Source organism: Bacillus cereus group sp. BfR-BA-01356 (genome assembly GCF_022663635.1).
Taxonomy (GTDB): domain Bacteria; phylum Bacillota; class Bacilli; order Bacillales; family Bacillaceae_G; genus Bacillus_A; species Bacillus_A cereus.
The window spans coordinates 1-20,198 of the sequence record NZ_JAKUFX010000008.1 but is presented as its reverse complement, the minus strand read 5'-3'; the positions used below and the strand labels follow the sequence as shown (position 1 = coordinate 20,198).

The following is a 20,198-nucleotide window of genomic DNA, read 5'->3' as shown; positions in this document are numbered from 1 at the left end:
TACCTTTCATTCGAAACAACGCTACCTCAATCCGTTAGATTGAGGTAGCACTGTTACTATTTCATTAATTTCTGTAATGCCAAATTTAGCTTTAAGACGTTTACGCGGGTCTCTCCAAATAAACCAAGTGCAGCACCTTCTGTTTGATCTTTAATCAATTGATTAAGTTTTTCTTTCGGAATATTCGTTAATTTCGAGATGCGATCCACCTGCACCGAGGCCGCCTTTGGACTAATATCAGGATCAAGCCCTGAACCTGAATTTGTCACTAAATCTATTGGTATTTCTGTAACCGGAACAGCTGGATTTTTTTCCTTCCAGTCCGCAATATTTTTCTCTACTCGCTTTGCTAAATCTGGATTAGATGGTGCATAGTTATTTGAACCAGATGCTTCAGCCTTATATTCAATACTAGAAACACGCCCTTGAAAATAACGTGGATCCGTGAAGTTTTGACCAATTAATTTAGAACCAATCACTTCATTTTTATCATTATATATTAGACTTCCATCCGCGTTATCCTTCATTACTGCTTGTGCAATACCAGTAACAATAAGTGGGTATACAAGTCCACACAACACTAGAAATGTAAAAGTAATACGGATAATTGGTGATAGTATACTTTGTTTCTTCTCCATCTTTTTCCCCTCTTCCTTATATAAACAAGCCGACAATCATATCAATTACCTTAATTCCAATGAACGGAACGATAACTCCGCCAAGCCCATAAATAAGTAAGTTTCGGCTAAGCAATGCATTAGAACTCATCGGTTTATATGCAATACCTTTCATCGCTAACGGAATGAGTAATGGAATAATAACAGCGTTAAATATTAATGCTGATAAAATTGCTGACAGTGGTGATGTTAGTTTCATAATGTTTAATGCTTCCATTTGCGGAATCGCAAGTGTAAACATTGCTGGAATGATTGCAAAATATTTCGCTATATCATTCGCAATACTAAACGTCGTTAAAGCACCTCGCGTCATTAACAATTGCTTACCGATTCCTACAACCTCAATAATTTTCGTTGGATTTGAGTCTAGATCAATCATGTTCGCCGCTTCTTTCGCTGCTGTCGTACCACTGTTCATCGCTAATCCAACGTCCGCCTGTGCTAATGCTGGAGCATCATTTGTACCATCACCTGTCATCGCTACAAGTTTCCCTTTATCTTGCTCTGCTTTAATAACAGCAATTTTATCTTCCGGTTTACACTCGGCAACGAATTCATCTACTCCAGCTTCTTTTGCAATCGTTGCTGCTGTTAACGGATTATCACCTGTACACATAACCGTTTTAATCCCCATTTGGCGCAACTGTTCAAAACGATCACGCATACCCGGTTTTACTGTATCCTTTAAATAAATTAAGCCATAAATACGATTATCTACTGCAACTACAAGTGGTGTTCCGCCCTCTTTTGAAATTAAGTCAGCTTTTTGATTTACATCTTTCGGAATTGTTCCGCCTTGTGACTCAACCCATTCAATAACGGCACCTACAGCACCTTTTCTCACTTTCGTTCCGTCTTGTAAATCAACACCACTCATTCTCGTTTCTGCTTTAAACGGAACAAACTCACCTTGTTCTGCAAGTTCTCTATTATATGATATAGATTTTCCCTGCACATACTCGATAACAGATCGACCTTCTGGTGTTTCATCTAAAACAGAACTAATAGCGGCCCACTTTCCAACTTGCTCAATCGTTTCATTTCCTACAGGTAATAATGTATGAGCCATTCGGTTCCCAAAAGTAATTGTACCTGTTTTATCTAAAATAATTGTATTAATATCGCCAGCAGCTTCTACTGCTTTCCCTGACATCGCTAACACGTTAAATTTTGTTACCCGGTCCATCCCAGCAATACCAATCGCTGATAGCAAACCACCAATTGTCGTTGGAATTAAACATACTAACAACGCTACAAGTACAGCAGTATCAATTTGAAAACCTAAATAATTTGTAAAAATCGGCAACGTCACAACGACGATCAAGAAAATAAGAGTTAAGCTCGTTAATACTGTATTTAAAGCAATCTCATTCGGCGTTTTTTGACGAGCAGCTCCTTCTACTAAAGAAATCATTTTATCGATAAATGATTCACCAGGATTACTCGTAATGACAATTGTAATTTCATCACTTACGACCATCGTTCCACCTGTTACGGAACAAAAATCACCGCCTGCTTCTTTTATAACAGGAGCTGATTCACCTGTAATTGCAGATTCATCTACAGATGCTAATCCTTTGATTACTTCGCCATCACTTGGAATCATTTCTCCTTGTTTTACGATAACAACATCACCTTTTCTAAGATCAGTTGCTGAAACTTGGACAATGTCTCCATTTTCTTTTACTACATTTGCAAACACATCTTTCTTCGACTGCTTTAAAGAATCGGCTTGCGCTTTACCACGACCTTCTGCTAATGCTTCTGCAAAATTCGCAAATAAAACTGTAAATAATAGAATGAGAGAAACTGTTATATTAAACCATCCTGGTATACTACTAGAACTGCTTGGAAGAAAAGATAAAATGAACGTAATGATAAATCCAATTTCCACAACGAACATAATCGGATTCTTTATCATGACCTTCGGATTCAATTTCGCAACGGATTGCTTCATCGCATGTGTTACGATATCACGATCCATCGTTTTCGCTTGTCTAACTTCATCTTCTACAGCATGTATTTGGGACTCATTTAATTGTTTTTCTTTTACTACTACCGGTCTCATCATTTACCCTCCATTACTTCAATGTAAGAAATTCTGCAATTGGACCGAGTACTAACATTGGGAAGAATGTTAATGCACCGACAATTACAATTGTTCCGATGAAGATGCCACCAAATAAACTATTATCTGTACGGAACGTTCCGACTGTTTCTGGCACTACCGTTTTTTCTTTCAATGAAGCTGCCACAGCTAGCATCGTAATTAAACTGAAGTAACGTCCTAAAAACATAACTAAACCAGTCGTAATATTCCAAAACGGTGTATTATCTCCTAATCCTTCAAATCCAGATCCGTTATTCGCAGCTGACGATGTATATTCATATACCACTTGCGTCAAACCGTGGAAACCGGAATGAGAAATAGCATCCGTCCCTAAATTTGTTGAAAGAGCTAATGCCGAAAATCCTAAAATGAGCAATGGATGAAATAAAATCGTGACCGCGATTAATTTCATTTCCTTACCTTCAATCTTTTTACCTAAAAACTCTGGTGTCCGTCCAACCATTAACCCAGATATAAACACCGCGATAATTGCATACATAATAATGTTTACAAAACCTGCTCCAACGCCGCCATACACAGTATTTAACATCATATTTACAAGCGGAACTAAACCGCCAATTGGTGTTAACGTATCATGCATCGTATTAACAGCGCCTGTTTCAGCAGCTGTCGTTACCGTTGCGTATAGTGAAGAAAATACTGTTCCAAATCGTACTTCTTTCCCTTCTGTACTTCCTTGTACATGTTCGATACCCATTCCATTTAATGCCGGATTCCCATTTAGTTCAGATGTCGTAATCGTTATAAATCCTAGTAAAAACACCATAAAAAGTGATACGAAAAGGATGCGACCTTGTTTTTTATTTCCTACCATTCGTCCGTACGTAAATGGAAGTGCTGTTGGTAATAACATCATAAGCATCATTTGCAAAATATTACTCATTTGTCCTGGATTTTCAAAAGGATGCGTAGAGTTCGCTCCGAAAAATCCACCGCCGTTATTTCCAAGTTCCTTTATGGAAACGAATGATGCAACAGGTCCACGTAATATACTTTGCTTTGCCCCATCAATCGTTTGTGCTGTAACCGCCCCATCTAACGTTTGCGGTACGCCAAGTGCGACAAAAACTAGTGCCGCAATAAATGCGATAGGAAGAAACACTCTCGTTAACGCTCTCGTAAAATCAACGAAAAAGTTACCAAGTTCTTTTCCAGCAAGTCCTCTTATAAAAGCCATAACGAGCGCTAATGTCGTTGCTGGTGCCGCAAACATTAAAAATGTAATCCCGATTAATTGTGATAAATAGGATAAACCATTTTCACCGCTATAATGCTGTAAATTTGTATCAGCCATAAAACTAATCGCTGTATTAAAAGCGAGCGTAGGCTCCATCCCTTCAATATGCGCTGGATTTAGCGGCAGCACACCTTGTAATCTGAAAATGAAATATACAACAACAATCATAAATCCGTTGAGTAAAACTAATGATAATGCGTACTGTTTCCACGTTTGATTGTATTCTTTTACACCCGTAATTTTAAAAATAAGTTTTTCAAAAGGCCCAAATACTTTATCTAGCGTTTTGCTACCTTGAAAAGCTTTTTCTAAATAAACCCCCGTTGGCTTTGCTACTAAAATAAACAAGAGCATTGTAATAATGACTGCAACCCAAATCATAATGAATGATTCCCCCTAATTAAAACTTCTCTGGATTTAATAATGCATACACTAAATACACTGTAATTGCTGCGACAATAACCAATAAGACAATCATCATGATTGCTTTCCTTCTTTCACAACTTTATCTGACCAACTTGCAAGACTTGCCATTGATGCAACTAATAAAATAAAAATCCCGACCATTACAACATCTAACATAACTATCCCTCTCTTTTTGTTAAAATTTACCATTTAAATATTAAAAAAGAACACTGAGCTCTACTCAGTGTTCAAAAAATGAACAACAAAAAGTAAACCTCCTCTCTAAACGCTTACGAGGTTAGCTGTCGGATTCGGGCCTAAAGAGTAGCCCTACTTTCAAAACTGAAAGATTCACCCCAAGTGACGATGCACAAAATTGGTTCCCCCGCTCCATTTCTGGAACTCAGCGATTTTAGGTTTTTTTGGAAATTTTATGAATGATTTATGAGAGTAAATATACTCCTCTATATTTCACTTGTAAAGGAGTAAATTACTGAAAATAATAATATTTACATTCATCTAAACGCTTACATTGAAGATTATTACTATTATTTCATCTATTTTCTTTATTTCTCTTCTCTTTTCTTAAAAATGACCTTTTAAATATGAAATAAAAAGAGCGAATGACATGAAGTGCATAGCTTGTTGCACTCAGCATTCGCTCTTTTTTATTCAACCTTTATTCTCCTCGTAAAAATGCACGTAAATTTCTCCCGCGAATATAAACTTGTGTCAATTCTGCATGTAGCTGCTCATACTCGGTAATATCTACCTCTAAATACAAAGCATCTTTTGATGGTAATATAATATACGGCCCTGGAAAAAGGGGATCGATCTGAACCAATTCTTGAACTCGCTCTACCGATACTGCCCAACGATTTGCTATATCTCCAAGTAATAGTACCTTCATCATTTCTTCCCCCGCCCTATTCAAAAAATAAAAAAGAAATATTATCACAATTTGTAAACACGACAAACTTAGCTCCAATTGTTTCATAGAGCCTCGCTGGATATCGTTTATTCCTTGTAACAACAGTAATAGGTGCTTGAAAAGAAAAGCGAATGTGTTCTGTGAAAAAACTAACGATTGGAAGCTCATCCCCTAGTAAAATCACCTTCTTAATACACTCACAAATACTAGTAAAGTCCTGCTCCTTACTGCAGCTATAAGTCCAATCAAACCCACAATTCCTAACTTCAGCCGCTATCTCTTCATTTGCTGTAAAAATAATTAACTCATGTTGAAATGATACTAAATCTCTTAAACTATTTACCTTACTTTCTTCTCCAACACAAATAAGTGTTAGTTCCATGTACCTCATCCTCCTTAGTATAAAAGAAATCAAACATAGATTGATATTCCCCTATACTAATCAGATCGATGAAGTGATGTATCCATCATGGCACCGTCCTCTCTCAAGACGCTTACGAAGTTAGCTGTCGGATTCGGACTTTGAGAGTAGCCCTACTTTCAAACTTGAAAGATTCACCCCTAGTGACACTGCACAAATTGGTTCCTCCGCTCCATATAATTGGACTCAGCGTTTACAAAAAAATGTATTCTGGCTGATATATTACTCCTGTATTTTGAAAAAGTAAACAGAAAAAAAGCCAGTTATAAAACTGGCTTTTCACTTATCTATACACGCGTTCTATTCACTTTATACGCAAAATGATTCGTCGGTCCATGACCACTACCAATATTCAATGGCTCTTCAATTGCTATACTAATAAATCGTTTTGCTTCTTGAACAGCATCTTCAATTGAGTATCCTTTCGCAAGTCCTGCTGTAACCGCTGAAGCAAATGTACACCCACTTCCATGCGTTTGCTTTGAAGGAATTCGCTCGCTTCTAAACTCAATAAATTTTTCTCCATCAAAGAGGAAATCAATTACTTCATTCCCTTGATATTCTGCATGTCCGCCCTTCATAAGCACATATTTAGCACCTAATTCATGCAATATTTTTGCAGCTTCCTTACTATCTTCAACATTATGAATCTCCATCCCAGTTAACACTTCTGCTTCTGGGACATTCGGTGTTATAACAGTTGCTACTGGTAATAAATATTCTTTTAATGCTTGAACTGCTTCTTGCTGTAATAATGATGCACCGCCTTTTGCAATCATAACGGGATCTAGCACAATATTATTCCAGCCAAACTTTTTAATTTGTTCTGCAACAATTTGAATTATTTCACTACTAAATAACATTCCTAGTTTCACTGCATCTGGTGTTACATCCGTACCAATTGAATTCAGCTGTTCTGTAATACCTTCTAATGGAACAGGATATACCCCTTGAACGCCAAGCGTGTTTTGAGCAGTAATTGCCGTAATAGCCGTCATTCCGTATACACCAAGCTCTTGGAATGTTTTTAAATCTGCCTGAATTCCAGCACCGCCGCCGCTATCAGACCCTGCAATTGTTAAAGCTTTATTCACTTTCATCCCACTCATCCTTTTCTATCCAAAATAGCGATGATAAATCGTTTTTGCTTCGCTTATACCTTTCGTTCCATGTACGAGCACACGGCCATCTTTAAAGGCTACTAACCTCTTGTCTTCAACAGAAAATGATAGTAAATATGGATTTATATTTAAATCATTTACACGACCTTCCAACAACTCTTTATATTGTTCAAAATTCATTTCATCTTTATGAGGTGGTCTAATTTGAACTGTATTTCGCCCGCATAAAACTGCTGTTTTTGATGTGTTTTCTTTATTTAAATACGGATATAATGCATTCTCTCCGCATGAAGGACAATTATGCTGGCGAAGTTTTTGCACATTCATACATGAATACTCATTCTTCCACATATCAAACGATACAAGCCCATCTCGAAGTGATTCGTAATCTTCTACTAACAGTTTAAGAGCTTCTGTTACTTGATGAGAAACGACAAGAGATACAGCAGGTGATATAATACCCGCTGTATCACATGTTGCCCCGCCAAGCGGAATCGACTGTAATAAACATGATAAACATGGTGTTTTACTAGGAAGGATTGTGTAAGAAAGACCGTAACTACCTACACATGCACCGTAAATCCATGGAATAGAATATTTTTGTGATATATCATTTACAATAAAGCGCGTTTCGAAATTATCAGTCGCATCAATAATTACATCAACATTTATAACAAGTTCTTCTAGCTCTTCAGCTGTTACATCTTGAACGAGAGCTTCTATTGTTACATCACTATTAATCTCTTCTAAACGTTTTTTAGCCGCTATAGCTTTTGGAAGATTATTCTTTACGTCGCTCTCTGCATACAATTGTTGTCTTTGTAAATTACTCCAATCTACATAATCACGGTCAACAATTGTTATCTTGCCAACACCTGCTCTTACAAACATCTCTGCATTTGCACTACCTAATGCACCTGCACCGATAATAAGCACATGCTTTTCTCTTATCTTTTGCTGTCCTTCTTCTCCAATTGGAGAAAATAGTTCTTGGCGAGAATATCGATTATTCAACTACGCTCATTCCTTCTAAAGGACTACTTGCAGTTGCACAACGCTTACGTGCAATGCGACCTGCTTCAAATCCTAAACGGCCTGCTTCAATACTTAATTTCATTGCTTGTGCCATTTTAATAGGATCTTTTGCTCCTGATACAGCTGTATTTAATAACACGCCATCTGCTCCTAATTCCATTGCAAATGCCGCATCAGCTGGGCTACCAATACCGGCATCAACGATAACTGGTACTGTCGCTTGTTCAATAATGAAGCTCAAATTTAATGGATTTACAATACCAAGTCCTGATCCGATTGGAGATGCTCCTGGCATAATCGCATGCACGCCAAGCTCTTGTAATTTACGTGCTAATACAACATCATCAGATGTATACGGAAGTACGATAAATCCTTCTTCCAGTAACATTTCAGATGCCTTTAATGTTTCTACCGGATCAGGTAATAACGTTCTATCATCACCAATAACTTCTACCTTTATCATGTCACAAAGCCCAGAAGCTTTTGCTAATTTTGCAATACGAACAGCCTCTTCAGCGTTTTTTGCTCCTGCTGTATTTGGTAATAACGTATATTTTTTCACATCAAGTTTCTCTAATAAATTAGGTTGCTTTGCATCAAAGATATCCATACGACGTACTGCAAACGTTAAAATTTCAGCTTCAGAAACGTCAATTGCCTTTTGCTGTACGTCAAAATCAGGGAATTTACCTGTTCCTAATAAAAGTCTAGAATGAAATGAAAATGGTCCAATGTTTAACATAATCAACCGCCTCCTACGAAAGTTACAATCTCAATTTGGTCTCCATCAAAAACAGATGTATCTGTATGATCATCTTTTTGTAAAATATCTTTATTACGCTCTACTACAACAATTCTGTTATCTAGCTCTAAATGTGTAAGTAGCTCAGCTACTGTTTTTACACTCGCTGGCACTTCAATTTGGTTACCATTAATTTTTAAATTCAAACTTCCATCCCCTTTCTAAACTCTTCTAGAAAGCAATGAATCTAGCAAATGATTCTCTTGCTTTCCTTCTATTAAATCAGCCATATATTGGCCAGAAATAGGACTTAATAAAATACCGTTTCGATAATGGCCCGTGCAAGCATATAAACCTTTTATTTCTTCATGCTCTCCCATATAAGGAGCTTCATGATTCGATTGTGGTCTTAATCCTGCCCACGTGCTTTCCCATTCTGCTTCTTTTAAAGCTGGCAATATTGTATAAGCACGCTCTAATATAGAAGTTATACTTTCTGGCTGCACAGTTTTATTGAACGTATGTGGCTTCATTGTTGCCCCAATTACGTAACGTCCACCGCGCTTTGGAGTAATGTAAAATCTTTTTTGAAAAATAGGTGCTTTTAAAAGTTGTTTTCTACTTCTTACCGCAACCACTTCTCCTTTAACTGGATATGTACCCCAATCGCGGTGAAAATAACTGAGTAACTTCGTGCTCCATGAACCTCCTGCAATAACGACTTTCTCACATGTGACAATACCTTCACTTGTAATAACTCCAGTCACTTTATTATTTTCAATACGGATATCAAATACTTCTGTCTGTTCATATATATCAGCACCGGAAATCGCTGCAGAATGTGCGAATGCTTTCGTAAGCTCTGGTGCAATAACATGACCGTCTTTCGGATAATATACTGCTCCTATAATAGATTCGGATAGATATGGCTCTTTTTCCCGCACATGGTCTCCCGTTAGAAAATAAGAATCTTCACCTGTTTTCTGCTGCCAATCCATAATGTGAAGAATTCTTTCCTTCTCATCTTCATTTTGAGCAATACGATAAATTCCTTTTTCTTCATATCCAATATCAACACCCGTCTTTTCACGTAAAACTGCTGCAAGTTGTGGAAATATAGCTCGGCTTTCTCTAGCAAGTTCAAATAGCGGATCATACGCATCCCATTCTGCCTGAACACCAAGTAAACCAGCTGCTGCTTTTGAAGCTTCCGATGCAATACTTTGCTTCTCCACAATCGCTACTTTATGTCCTCTTTCTGCTAGAAAATGTGCAACTGAACTACCAATTACACCACCACCAATAATCGCTACATCATACTTCTCACACATGTTTTTCCGCCCACTTTCTTATTGATTCCTTATAAGATTTCGCTTTGCTATACGGGTTACTACTACTTACAATTCCAGACATAACTGCTATACCGCTTACACCGTTAGTAAGAACATCCACTGTGTTTTCTGGGGTAATTCCTCCAATTGCTGTAATCGGTATAGATAAACACCTTGCAATGTCTGAAATTTCTTCAAGCCCTCTCGCTGGCACACCTTTTTTACAATCTGTCGGAAATACATGGCCATAAACGAGTGAATCCGCTCCATTTTTAAAAGCTACTATTGCTTCATCTAGCGAATGCACAGAATAACCGACATGCAAATACGAAAACTTTTCTTTCACTGACTTTACATCTGTACTTCGATATCCTAGTTGAACACGAGGAATATTTAATAAAATTGCAATATCAATTCGATCGTTTATGACAATTTTAGAAGCCGGAAAGCCCTCCATTAATAGACTTTCCACACCTTCATATAATTCCTTCGTACTCTTCTCACGCTCACGAATATGCAAATAATCAATCTCACTCTCAATTTGCATCGCTACATTCACTAACTCTTCGAATGGCATATGGCCATTTGAGATTACGTGGAGCTCATTTTTCATATTCATTCGCCTACTTTAAAATATTTTCGAATAATTCATCGGCTGGGACGGTTTCTTTCGTCATTCCTTTGTCCTTCAGCCACTTATTTTGTTTCTCCCAAGATTCTTTTGAATCTGATAAGAATGGCTCATCTTTCGTTTCCATCTTCTCTAATAAAATTTTCATACTTTCCTTTTCAACTTCTGGCACAAGTGGGAAGTTTTCTTTTTCTTGATGGTTTAATAAAATATTCAATGCTTCATCTGGGTTTTTCTTCATGAAATCATAGCCTTTTTTCGTACCACGTAAGAAAGCTTGCAACGCCTCTTTATCTTTTTTCAACGTTTTATCACCTGTTACAAACACAAGCTCATGATAGTTTGGTACTCCGTAATCAGCTGGATTAAAGTACGCTGGTTCATGGCCTTCATGACGCATAACAGGTACTTCATGGTTAATGTATGCCCCTGTTACCGCATCTACTTTCTTCGTAATTAATGCTGGTACTAAATCAAAGCCAACATCTACTACTTTCACTGTATCAGGATTACCACCAGCTTCTTTTACCATCGTTTTTAAATACATCTCACTTAATGGTGTTCCAGAGTATCCTACTGTTTTTCCTTCTAAATCTTTCGGTGATTGAATGCCCGCTGATTTCAGTGATACAACATGATTTAATGGTGAACGTACGACAGCCCCAATTGATTTCACTGGAATTTGCTCATTCGCTCTCGCCATAACAACATCTGGCTGATAATACAAGCCCACTGTCACCTTCCCTGCTGCTGCCAGCGTTAATGGATCAGTCGGATTAGAAGGGAATTTAATATTTACCTTTACACCTTCTTCTTTAAAGTATCCTTTTTCAATTGCTGCATAGATAAAGCTATGTACCGCATTTGGATACCAATCTAACATGACTGTTATTTCTTTCTCTTTTTTACTTTTGTCTGATGCTGAATTACTCGAACATCCTGCAATTATTGCAATTAATAATGTAAACACAAAGATGCGCTTTAAAAATTTCATGAATGCTTCCTCCAACTAATGAATTTCTTTTCTAATATGGAAATAATTACGACGAAGAAAATAGCTAATAATGATAACAATACAATAGGTGCAAATACGCCAGCTCCATCTAACTGCGTCATCATTCTCTTACTGAAATATCCAAGCCCAGCTTGTGCACCGAGCCATTCTCCAATTGCTGCTCCGATAACACTAAGCGGAACTGCAATTTTTAAAGCTGAGAAAAAATAAGGAAGAGCAGACGGCAACTTTAATTTAAGAAAAATATCTCTTTTTGTTGCTCCATATGTAACTAAGAGCTCCTCCCATTCTTTTTTCGTACTACGCAGTCCATCATACGTATTGACCGCAATTGGGAAAAACGTAATTAAAACTGTGACAACAACCTTACTCCAAATTGTATATCCAAACCATAAAACAAATAGCGGAGCAAGCGCAGTAATCGGAATCGTTTGTGAAGCAACTAATAATGGATAAAATGCTCTCTCCATCCATGTACTCGCATTCATTAACATCGCTAGCCCTACACCTAATACGATAGAGATAACAACACCTATTAAAACGACGTATAACGTTGCAGGTAAATGAACTGTAAATAATATGTCTTTTAGTTTCCATATCTTCATTAAAATCGCAGAAGGTGACGGTAAAATGTACATCTCATCTACAATTCTTGCTCCTATTTCCCACACAGCTAGTAAAATACTAGAAAGTGTAATAGCAGGAACTAATTCTTTCAATCGGTTCATCACACAAGTACCTGCCTTTGTAACATACTAAGAAGCTCATCTTTCAACGCTAATACTTCCGGTTTATATAAATCTTTTCGTGTTCTGTTATGATCAAGCGGTACAGTCCGCTCAGTCAAAGTCATTATCGGCTGCTGTTCCACTACTAAAACTCGGTTTGAAAGAAATAACGCTTCTTCAACATCATGAGTAATGAATAAAATTGTTTTTTCCCACTCTTGCCATTGTTCAAACAACCATTCTTGCAAAGAGGTCTTCGTTAAAGCATCCAACGCACTAAATGGTTCATCTAACAGCAATATCTCCCCGCCTGTTAATAAAGTTCGAATAAAAGATACACGTTGTCTCATACCACCAGATAAATCTTTCGGATATTTTTTCTCATACCCTTGCAAACCAAATTTATGTAACAGTTCCTTTGCCTTTACTTCTGCTTCTTTCTTCTGTACACCTTGGCACTCTAACGGCAGGGCAGCATTCTCAATAATTGTTCTCCACGGCAAAAGCATATCTTTTTGCGGCATATATCCTACAGGATGGTGCTTTGTTTCTGTCAGTTCTATCTGTCCAATACTTACCTTTTCTAGACCTGTAATAAGGCGAAATAAAGTACTTTTCCCACATCCACTCGGTCCGATAATACTGACAAACTCTTTCTCATGTATAGAAGCATTTAATTCATGGATGATTGGTTTCTCATCGTAATGAAAAGAAACATTATGAAACTGTAGTATGTTCTTGCTCCTCAAATCCCCACATCTCCTTACGATAGGACATATCCCAGAATAAATATTCAAATCGACTGGAATTTAAGAAAATCTCCTCTAATCTTTCTAGTTCTTTCTCAGACTTTCCAACTGCCATTTCATTTAATAAATCTATTAACCAAATACAAAGATTACCGTATTCTTCCGAACTATATCCTTGAATCCACTCACCAAAAAACTCATGATCTCTTGCTCCAGGAATATCATTTAAACGCTTTCCAATTTCCCAATAGCTCCACATACATGGAAGAAGCGCTGCTATTAATTCCGCAAGTGTGCCATTTTGAGATACAGACATCATGTAATTTGTATAAGCTAAATTTTTAGCAGATGGTTTCGCAGACTCTATCTCCTCTATAGAAATTCCAAGTCTTTTTGCATATTGTTTATGGATTGTCATTTCGCCATTTAATATTCCATCAATTTGTTCAGCGAACTTTCCCATTACTTGTGGATTCGTTGCTTTTACAACACCAATCGCATATAACTTTGCATAATCTAGCAGATATAAATAATCTTGAATAATATAATACTGGAATTTATCTTTTTCTAACGTGCCATCTCCCATACCCACTACAAACGGATGATTATGACTCATCTCCCATACCGGTTGCACAGTTTCTAATAATCTATAGCAAAATTTCATTTCTCTATCCCCTTTCAATATATGTATCTAAATAAAAAACCACTTCTATATATAAGAAGTGGTTACAGCAAATAAAGTTATACATTTATTCGATGTTCCACTTCCCTTCGCTAGTATTACCTAGATCAGGTGTTGTAAGGGTTAAGGATTATTCCTCTCTCAGCAAGTCAAGCACCCCTAGTGGTTTCAATATGAAATTTTCAAATAAAAAAGCCCCGTTTCTATACGCAAAGAAACGGGGACTCATTGTTAGTGTCCGAATTGCTTCCCTACGCTAGCATAATCTAGATCAGGTAATAAAAAGGATCAAAGGCTTACGGCCTACTCTCAGCTGGCAACACCAGCTCTCCTAGCAAACTATAAAATTATCACTGTCAGTATAACACCCTAATAAGACATCATCAACTTTTTTAATTTTCTTAATTATCAACATAATATCAAAATTATACAATACATACATTCTATTTTAGAAAATAAAACCCTGATTAATTGTATAAAAAGGAATCATTATCTTCAAAAAATTTATTTTTATATTGATTTCATATTACATTTATGTGAATACCCCCACTATATTATATCTTTATACTATAATAAAATTACAACTATACAACTATACAACTAGAGGAGGTCTCTATTCCATGAATATGAAAGCTACTGCTTTAACAGCAACTACTGTAGCGATTGCTTCTTTACTTCCTTCTATGGGTGAAACAAATGTACAAAAAGCAAACGCTGAACAATTATCTAATATTAAAACTGGGTATGTCAAAGTCGATCAAGTAGCATTACATACAGAAGATAACGTAAAAAGCACATCAATTGATACAATTCGCTTTAATACAAAAGTGAACATCCTTGAAACAACTAATGGTTGGTATAAAGTATCTGTTCATAATAAAGTAGGTTATGTACAAAAAGATGCTATTTTACTAAAAAACAAACTTCAATCTAATGATCAATACATCGTTAATGCTAATGCATTAAACGTTCGCTCTGAACCTAATTTAGAATCTTCCATTTTAGATGTATTACCAAATGGTAAGTTTATTAGCGTTCAAGAAGATCAAGGCGAATGGTATAAAATATCACATAATGGCCAAACAGGTTACGTACAAAAAGCATTCATCTCTAATGGTTCACAACCCTTAGTAAAAGGAATCACCGTTCAAAATAATACAAAATATACTGTTGCAACACCTAATCTAAATGTACGTAGCACCGCTAGTACAAGTAGCGCTCTACTCGGTTCATTACAAAACGGTACACAAGTACAAGTAGTAGAAACTGTAGGTACTTGGTATAAAATTCGTTTTGGCACAGGATACGGATATGTAGCAAAACACTATGTAGTACAAAATCAACCACAAGCTAAAACAGATCAGCCTTCATCAATTCCAGCTGCTTTCAAATTCCCCGCTCAAGGAAGAATTAGCTCAACCTTTGATATACGCTGGGAACAAATGCATTATGGTATAGATATTGCCGCTCCAGGAAACGTCTCTATCCAAGCTGCTGCTGCAGGTAAAGTTGTGAAATCTTATTATTCAGCTAGCTATGGCAATGTTGTTTTCATTGCGCATCAAATCAATGGGAAATTATATACAACTGTTTATGCTCATATGAAGGATCGCACTGTACAAGCTGGTGATCAAGTACAAACTGGACAATTAATAGGTCATATGGGAAACACAGGTCATTCATACGGGCAACATCTTCATTTTGAATTACATAATGGAGAATGGAATTTTGAAAAAACAAATGCAGTAAATCCACTGCCATATTTAGTTAGGTAAATTGTATGCCACGCAATATACCTCTTATAATTGAATACGTAGCCTTTTTAGGTTTAATCTGTTGTTTAATCATTTACAATACAAATATTGTATTTTTATCTATTATTATTGCTTTTGTTGCATTAGAAATTATGATGGAATCATTTCAAGTGCAACTAAAACAAAAAATTGCCCATATTTATAATGCTATTTTTCTTTTGAGTGCTCTCATAACAAATATAATTAGTAATGGCTTTTATTTATCTACTGTATTTCCAGTATTCTTTATGGCTGTTTTATTATTTGTAGCTAGATATATTAATGTCCCTTATAACCAAAAACAAAAACAAGAAGCTTAGAAAGAGGCGACACTGTGTACCAATCTTTCAAAGATACTCCAATAAAATACATATTGAATTTGTATAAGAAAGCCAATACTTTTTTTGGTATACAAGGAAGTTATACTGCACAACTTCTCCTATATGGAATGTTGTTTCTTATCTTAATCACTTTCTCCTTGTTTTACTAACAAAAAAGGATCTCACATAAACTGGAGATCCTTTTTAATTTATATTAATTTTTCATATCGAAAATATTGTTTATCCACAAGCATATTTTTCATAAATAAAGCTCAGATTATATTTTTTCTCTAAGCTCATTCGTTGTTCGTCATCGCACCAATAGAAAAGAATATCATGAATCGTTGCGTAACGCTTATTTTTAAGAAATAGCCTAAAGAATGATGGTAAACAATCATGTAATTGTATAAATATATAATTGCGTAGTGTTTCTTCTTTATATTCAATGCCCTTACAAATATACAGTAATTCTTCACAATAATATGCATGCTGTGGAACTTGTATCATTTCGAAAAATGGCACATAAGATAGTAGCTTTCCAATAAAATGACCATATCGATCCATTACTCCTATCGTCATATGCTCCATCATTTCTTTCATCACATATAAATAATCATCTACATGCGTTGTCTTTAATGGGTCTAAGCGATCGGAAATTTGAGATAATACAGCTCTTTGACATGCTAAAACTGCCTGACTAGGTCCATAATATGATAGGAAATCTGTACACTTACGATATTTCCGTAATAAATCATGTGTATACAAATCATATACAAAAGTATTACAATACATTGCTAAACTCATCATATCACTATTTAATTGCTCTTTTGATAATGATTTCGCTCTCTTGCACATATAAAAGAATGTAAATTCCAATACTTCTTTATGAGATAATAAATGTTTACAATCGGTTATACACTTCTCATTAAATTTAACTCTATCCCAAATTTCAATATCCCTATCTGTCAATTCACCTATACGATATTTAATAATTAAATAATTTAAAGCAACTGATTGCGTCAAAAGATCCCATGTTTCATATTCCAATGAAGTATGAACAAACTCAGCTAATCCTTGCGCTATCATAAAATCATTTGCCTCTTCATACCAACCAATCTCTTGGCATAAGCGAAGAATACGCACTAAAGTTGGAATTTCATCTTTATGAAACTGCGGTAATTTCTTTGCTTTATTCATGCCATATACGATAAATGCCGCTAAATTTTCTTCTTTATAAAATTCTTTCTCTTTCCATACTAATATAGTTCGTTCTTTCCCCTCACCTTTTGGGTGACAAGGTACAAGCAAAGAAAATAATTCAGCGAAATTATTTGGTTCTATATATGTATCTGTAACCAAATTCCAATTTGGGTCGCCCTGTACAGCCTTCATATAATTCCCCTTCCCTTTTCATCTATGTAGGAAATATTAATTTATTATCGCACCACTAAAAATTAATATTGTTATATTCAAAATCTCTCATAATACTTATATCTATCAGTATATCATCTTTTCTCTTATTAAAAATTAAGAATAACAAATTTTAAAAAAATGTCGAAATTATTAACCACATACTTATTATATAATGTCTCAGATACATCACGCTAACATATTAGTTTAATCCATATATACTAGAATAATGTATCTGAAATTTATATATAATTTAGCTCTTTATGAGTGACCATTAAACTCTCGGTTAATGAAAGTTTAAATTTACTCTGTACGCTCTGAGATTTCGCTCAAGGCAAATCCAGCTTGATCATCTGCTGATTCCCTTATAGCTAAATCTCCTAGTGCTAACATGCCAATAAGTTGACCACTATCAACTACTGGTAATCGTCTAATTTGATGCTGTGCCATTAGCTCTGTAGCTTTTTCAATAGAATCATTTGGAGAAACTGAGATAATATTTGTTGTCATTACATTTGTAATCTTATTAGATCCAGGATGTTTTTCAGCAATCCCTCGAACGACTAAATCACGATCAGTAACAAGCCCAACAACTTGCTCATTTTCAACAACAGGAATTAATCCAACCGATTCTTCCTTCATTTTTACAGCTGCCTCATATACATTGTCTAGCGGTGTACAATGTACAATATGGGTACTCATTAAGTCTCTCACTCGTGTCATTATGATTTCCTCCTTTTTATACATACCATAGCTTTTCCAAAATTCCTTTATTTATTTCTGGAAAGTAACGTAATAAAAAGGATTAACAAAATAAAAAAGAGCCAGCATAATGCTGACTCTTTTTGTATGACCCGTACGGGATTCGAACCCGTGTTACCGCCGTGAAAGGGCGGTGTCTTAACCACTTGACCAACGGGCCATGGCTCCGCAGGTAGGACTCGAACCTACGACCGATCGGTTAACAGCCGATAGCTCTACCACTGAGCTACTGCGGAATAATATATGGTGGGCCTAAATGGACTCGAACCATCGACCTCACGCTTATCAGGCGTGCGCTCTAACCAGCTGAGCTATAGGCCCATATACTTTACAGGGGCAGTAGGAATCGAACCCACACTGGAGGTTTTGGAGACCTCAGTTCTACCTTTAAACTATGCCCCTAAATGATGCCGGCTAGAGGACTTGAACCCCCAACCTACTGATTACAAGTCAGTTGCTCTACCAATTGAGCTAAGCCGGCATAAAAAAATGGTGGCTCGGGACGGAATCGAACCGCCGACACGAGGATTTTCAGTCCTCTGCTCTACCGACTGAGCTACCGAGCCAACATAAATGGCGGTCCCGACCGGGGTCGAACCGGCGATCTCCTGCGTGACAGGCAGGCATGTTAACCACTACACCACGGGACCATTTGGTTGCGGGGACAGGATTTGAACCTGCGACCTTCGGGTTATGAGCCCGACGAGCTACCGTGCTGCTCCACCCCGCGACAATATAAAGTTTTAAAAAATGGAGGAGGTAGAGGGATTCGAACCCCCGCGCGACTCTCGCCGCCTGTCGGTTTTCAAGACCGATCCCTTCAGCCGAACTTGGGTATACCTCCAAGACATATATTAAATAAAGTGGAGCCTAGCGGGATCGAACCGCTGACCTCCTGCGTGCAAGGCAGGTGCTCTCCCAGCTGAGCTAAGGCCCCATGTTTTTTGGGAATATCGGGAAGACAGGATTTGAACCTGCGACCCCCTGGTCCCAAACCAGGTGCTCTACCAAGCTGAGCCACTTCCCGTTAATAAAAGCGCGCCCGAGAGGAGTCGAACCCCTAACCTCTTGATCCGTAGTCAAACGCTCTATCCAATTGAGCTACGGGCGCATATGGTGCCGAGGGCGGGGGTCGAACCCGCACGGTGGTCACCCACCGCAGGATTTTAAGTCCTGTGCGTCTGCCTGTTCCGCCACCCCGGCATGTCATATTGAAAATTGGAGCGGAAGACGGGATTCGAACCCGCGACCCCAACCTTGGCAAGGTTGTATTCTACCACTGAACTACTTCCGCAAGACATGTATGAGTTATTTTATTAAAAGTGCGGGTGAAGGGAGTCGAACCCCCACGCCAAAGGCGCTAGATCCTAAGTCTAGTGCGTCTGCCAATTCCGCCACACCCGCATATTTCATTAAAATGGTGAGCCATGAAGGACTCGAACCTTCGACCCTCTGATTAAAAGTCAGATGCTCTACCAACTGAGCTAATGGCTCTTAATGGCTGGGCTAGCTGGATTCGAACCAGCGCATGACGGAGTCAAAGTCCGTTGCCTTACCGCTTGGCTATAGCCCATTAATTAAGAATGGTGGAGGGGGGCAGATTCGAACTGCCGAACCCGAAGGAGCGGATTTACAGTCCGCCGCGTTTAGCCACTTCGCTACCCCTCCGACATATATGGTGGAGGATGACGGGATCGAACCGCCGACCCCCTGCTTGTAAGGCAGGTGCTCTCCCAGCTGAGCTAATCCTCCATTTTGCCTGGCAACGTCCTACTCTCACAGGGACAAGGTCCCAACTACCATCGGCGCTAGAGAGCTTAACTTCCGTATTCGGTATGGGAACGGGTGTGACCTCTCTGCCATCATTACCAGACTGTATTCATTTAAGACAAGAATCATTTTAACTCATTTGACCTCGAAAGTCAATAAGTTTTTTATATTCTTTCAAAACTAGATAACATTGCTACATATTATATGGTTAAGTCCTCGATCTATTAGTATTCGTCAGCTCCACATGTCACCATGCTTCCACCTCGAACCTATCAACCTGATCATCTTTCAGGGATCTTACTAGCTT

Annotated in this window: 22 protein-coding genes, 19 tRNA genes, 2 rRNA genes and 4 riboswitches; of the genes, 2 read left to right on the top strand and 41 right to left on the bottom strand. The window is 37.4% G+C overall.

Annotation, left to right across the window (positions count from 1 at the left end; all coding sequences use genetic code 11):
• Positions 1-56 precede the first annotated feature (56 nt).
• From kdpC to tenA, 18 genes are all read right to left on the bottom strand, one after another.
• The gene (gene kdpC, locus MR168_RS05005) at positions 57-638 is read right to left on the bottom strand and encodes a K(+)-transporting ATPase subunit C (protein ID WP_086412671.1); all 582 of its coding nucleotides are present in this window, start codon (positions 636-638) and stop codon (positions 57-59) included.
• Positions 639-654: 16 nt separating this feature from the next.
• Entirely contained in the window at positions 655-2,745 is a 2,091-nt protein-coding gene (gene kdpB, locus MR168_RS05000) for a potassium-transporting ATPase subunit KdpB (protein WP_001248002.1), read from the bottom strand.
• Between the two features lie 13 nt (positions 2,746-2,758).
• Positions 2,759-4,426: a potassium-transporting ATPase subunit KdpA gene (gene kdpA / locus MR168_RS04995; protein ID WP_006914749.1), complete on the bottom strand. Its 1,668-nt coding sequence runs from the start codon at positions 4,424-4,426 to the stop codon at positions 2,759-2,761.
• Positions 4,427-4,445: 19 nt separating this feature from the next.
• Complete coding sequence (kdpF, locus tag MR168_RS04990; RefSeq protein ID WP_228497303.1) at positions 4,446-4,523, bottom strand: K(+)-transporting ATPase subunit F; 78 nt, start codon at positions 4,521-4,523, stop codon at positions 4,446-4,448.
• Positions 4,523-4,627: a SipW-dependent-type signal peptide-containing protein gene (locus MR168_RS04985; RefSeq protein WP_000887894.1), complete on the bottom strand. Its 105-nt coding sequence runs from the start codon at positions 4,625-4,627 to the stop codon at positions 4,523-4,525. The genes kdpF and MR168_RS04985 overlap by 1 nt, the downstream gene beginning before the upstream one ends.
• Before the next feature lie 96 nt (positions 4,628-4,723).
• Positions 4,724-4,869, bottom strand: a riboswitch (cyclic di-AMP (ydaO/yuaA leader).
• Positions 4,870-5,003: 134 nt separating this feature from the next.
• Positions 5,004-5,126, bottom strand: coding sequence for a hypothetical protein (locus tag MR168_RS33310; RefSeq protein ID WP_001034421.1), 123 nt, complete (start codon positions 5,124-5,126; stop codon positions 5,004-5,006).
• Between the two features lie 3 nt (positions 5,127-5,129).
• Positions 5,130-5,363 carry a hypothetical protein gene (locus MR168_RS04980; RefSeq protein ID WP_001985933.1) on the bottom strand — a complete coding sequence of 78 codons (234 nt, stop codon included), beginning with the start codon at positions 5,361-5,363 and terminating at the stop codon, positions 5,130-5,132.
• Positions 5,364-5,376: 13 nt separating this feature from the next.
• Positions 5,377-5,763, bottom strand: a complete 387-nt coding sequence (locus MR168_RS04975) for a hypothetical protein (RefSeq protein WP_000424090.1) — start codon at positions 5,761-5,763, stop codon at positions 5,377-5,379.
• Between the two features lie 93 nt (positions 5,764-5,856).
• Positions 5,857-6,004, bottom strand: a riboswitch (cyclic di-AMP (ydaO/yuaA leader).
• Between the two features lie 85 nt (positions 6,005-6,089).
• A complete protein-coding gene (thiD, locus tag MR168_RS04970; RefSeq protein WP_000867387.1) occupies positions 6,090-6,902 on the bottom strand; it encodes a bifunctional hydroxymethylpyrimidine kinase/phosphomethylpyrimidine kinase in 813 nt (270 codons plus the stop codon).
• A 15-nt stretch (positions 6,903-6,917) separates the two neighbouring features.
• The gene (thiF, locus tag MR168_RS04965) at positions 6,918-7,937 is read right to left on the bottom strand and encodes a thiazole biosynthesis adenylyltransferase ThiF (RefSeq protein ID WP_086412668.1); all 1,020 of its coding nucleotides are present in this window, start codon (positions 7,935-7,937) and stop codon (positions 6,918-6,920) included.
• On the bottom strand, positions 7,930-8,700 hold the full coding sequence (gene thiG, locus MR168_RS04960) for a thiazole synthase (protein ID WP_000931981.1): 771 nt from the start codon (positions 8,698-8,700) through the stop codon (positions 7,930-7,932). The genes thiF and thiG overlap by 8 nt, the downstream gene beginning before the upstream one ends.
• Before the next feature lie 2 nt (positions 8,701-8,702).
• Positions 8,703-8,906 carry a sulfur carrier protein ThiS gene (gene thiS / locus MR168_RS04955; RefSeq protein ID WP_001049502.1) on the bottom strand — a complete coding sequence of 68 codons (204 nt, stop codon included), beginning with the start codon at positions 8,904-8,906 and terminating at the stop codon, positions 8,703-8,705.
• A 15-nt stretch (positions 8,907-8,921) separates the two neighbouring features.
• Positions 8,922-10,031 (bottom strand): glycine oxidase ThiO, encoded by a 1,110-nt coding sequence (gene thiO / locus MR168_RS04950; RefSeq protein WP_086412667.1) that lies wholly within the window; start codon positions 10,029-10,031, stop codon positions 8,922-8,924.
• On the bottom strand, positions 10,024-10,644 hold the full coding sequence (gene tenI / locus MR168_RS04945; protein ID WP_000787170.1) for a thiazole tautomerase TenI: 621 nt from the start codon (positions 10,642-10,644) through the stop codon (positions 10,024-10,026). The genes thiO and tenI overlap by 8 nt, the downstream gene beginning before the upstream one ends.
• Positions 10,645-10,654: 10 nt before the next feature.
• Positions 10,655-11,656: an ABC transporter substrate-binding protein gene (locus MR168_RS04940; RefSeq protein ID WP_000670416.1), complete on the bottom strand. Its 1,002-nt coding sequence runs from the start codon at positions 11,654-11,656 to the stop codon at positions 10,655-10,657.
• Positions 11,653-12,405, bottom strand: coding sequence for an ABC transporter permease (locus MR168_RS04935; protein ID WP_001080853.1), 753 nt, complete (start codon positions 12,403-12,405; stop codon positions 11,653-11,655). The genes MR168_RS04940 and MR168_RS04935 overlap by 4 nt, the downstream gene beginning before the upstream one ends.
• Positions 12,405-13,154, bottom strand: coding sequence for an ABC transporter ATP-binding protein (locus MR168_RS04930; RefSeq protein WP_086412666.1), 750 nt, complete (start codon positions 13,152-13,154; stop codon positions 12,405-12,407). The genes MR168_RS04935 and MR168_RS04930 overlap by 1 nt, the downstream gene beginning before the upstream one ends.
• On the bottom strand, positions 13,123-13,818 hold the full coding sequence (gene tenA, locus MR168_RS04925) for a thiaminase II (protein ID WP_086412665.1): 696 nt from the start codon (positions 13,816-13,818) through the stop codon (positions 13,123-13,125). Before tenA ends, MR168_RS04930 begins: the two co-directional genes overlap by 32 nt.
• 85 nt (positions 13,819-13,903) lie before the next feature.
• A riboswitch (TPP riboswitch) is annotated at positions 13,904-14,007 on the bottom strand.
• 60 nt (positions 14,008-14,067) lie between these two features.
• Positions 14,068-14,179: riboswitch (TPP riboswitch) on the bottom strand.
• A gap of 277 nt (positions 14,180-14,456) precedes the next feature.
• Here tenA and MR168_RS04920 point away from each other — a divergent pair.
• Entirely contained in the window at positions 14,457-15,611 is a 1,155-nt protein-coding gene (locus tag MR168_RS04920; protein WP_086412664.1) for an SH3 domain-containing protein, read from the top strand.
• A gap of 5 nt (positions 15,612-15,616) precedes the next feature.
• The gene (locus tag MR168_RS04915; protein WP_001137823.1) at positions 15,617-15,949 is read left to right on the top strand and encodes a hypothetical protein; all 333 of its coding nucleotides are present in this window, start codon (positions 15,617-15,619) and stop codon (positions 15,947-15,949) included.
• Positions 15,950-16,189: 240 nt separating this feature from the next.
• On the opposite strand, the gene MR168_RS04910 is transcribed toward MR168_RS04915, so the two are convergent.
• The 23 genes from MR168_RS04910 to MR168_RS04800 all read right to left on the bottom strand — a co-directional run.
• Positions 16,190-17,341 carry a DUF3965 domain-containing protein gene (locus MR168_RS04910; RefSeq protein WP_000648912.1) on the bottom strand — a complete coding sequence of 384 codons (1,152 nt, stop codon included), beginning with the start codon at positions 17,339-17,341 and terminating at the stop codon, positions 16,190-16,192.
• 321 nt (positions 17,342-17,662) lie between these two features.
• Positions 17,663-18,082 carry a CBS domain-containing protein gene (locus MR168_RS04905; RefSeq protein ID WP_000199011.1) on the bottom strand — a complete coding sequence of 140 codons (420 nt, stop codon included), beginning with the start codon at positions 18,080-18,082 and terminating at the stop codon, positions 17,663-17,665.
• Between the two features lie 127 nt (positions 18,083-18,209).
• Positions 18,210-18,281, bottom strand: a tRNA-Glu gene (locus MR168_RS04900).
• Between the two features lies 1 nt (position 18,282).
• Positions 18,283-18,357: transfer RNA gene (locus tag MR168_RS04895), tRNA-Asn, on the bottom strand.
• Positions 18,358-18,365: 8 nt separating this feature from the next.
• Positions 18,366-18,442 (bottom strand) — tRNA-Ile (locus tag MR168_RS04890).
• 10 nt (positions 18,443-18,452) lie between these two features.
• Positions 18,453-18,523 (bottom strand) — tRNA-Trp (locus tag MR168_RS04885).
• A gap of 6 nt (positions 18,524-18,529) precedes the next feature.
• Positions 18,530-18,602: transfer RNA gene (locus MR168_RS04880), tRNA-Thr, on the bottom strand.
• A 9-nt stretch (positions 18,603-18,611) separates the two neighbouring features.
• Positions 18,612-18,687 (bottom strand) — tRNA-Phe (locus MR168_RS04875).
• A gap of 8 nt (positions 18,688-18,695) precedes the next feature.
• Positions 18,696-18,771 (bottom strand) — tRNA-Asp (locus MR168_RS04870).
• A 3-nt stretch (positions 18,772-18,774) separates the two neighbouring features.
• Positions 18,775-18,851: transfer RNA gene (locus MR168_RS04865), tRNA-Met, on the bottom strand.
• A 21-nt stretch (positions 18,852-18,872) separates the two neighbouring features.
• A tRNA-Ser gene (locus tag MR168_RS04860) sits at positions 18,873-18,965 on the bottom strand.
• A 20-nt stretch (positions 18,966-18,985) separates the two neighbouring features.
• Positions 18,986-19,058, bottom strand: a tRNA-Ala gene (locus MR168_RS04855).
• A 16-nt stretch (positions 19,059-19,074) separates the two neighbouring features.
• Positions 19,075-19,148: transfer RNA gene (locus MR168_RS04850), tRNA-Pro, on the bottom strand.
• Between the two features lie 10 nt (positions 19,149-19,158).
• Positions 19,159-19,232, bottom strand: a tRNA-Arg gene (locus MR168_RS04845).
• A gap of 3 nt (positions 19,233-19,235) precedes the next feature.
• Positions 19,236-19,324 (bottom strand) — tRNA-Leu (locus MR168_RS04840).
• A gap of 16 nt (positions 19,325-19,340) precedes the next feature.
• Positions 19,341-19,415, bottom strand: a tRNA-Gly gene (locus MR168_RS04835).
• A 29-nt stretch (positions 19,416-19,444) separates the two neighbouring features.
• Positions 19,445-19,525: transfer RNA gene (locus MR168_RS04830), tRNA-Leu, on the bottom strand.
• Between the two features lie 14 nt (positions 19,526-19,539).
• Positions 19,540-19,615 (bottom strand) — tRNA-Lys (locus tag MR168_RS04825).
• 4 nt (positions 19,616-19,619) lie between these two features.
• Positions 19,620-19,694, bottom strand: a tRNA-Gln gene (locus MR168_RS04820).
• A gap of 11 nt (positions 19,695-19,705) precedes the next feature.
• Positions 19,706-19,789, bottom strand: a tRNA-Tyr gene (locus tag MR168_RS04815).
• A gap of 8 nt (positions 19,790-19,797) precedes the next feature.
• A tRNA-Val gene (locus MR168_RS04810) sits at positions 19,798-19,873 on the bottom strand.
• 5 nt (positions 19,874-19,878) lie between these two features.
• Positions 19,879-19,994 (bottom strand): 5S ribosomal RNA (gene rrf, locus MR168_RS04805).
• A 101-nt stretch (positions 19,995-20,095) separates the two neighbouring features.
• Positions 20,096-20,198, bottom strand: a 23S ribosomal RNA gene (locus MR168_RS04800); the annotation flags it as partial.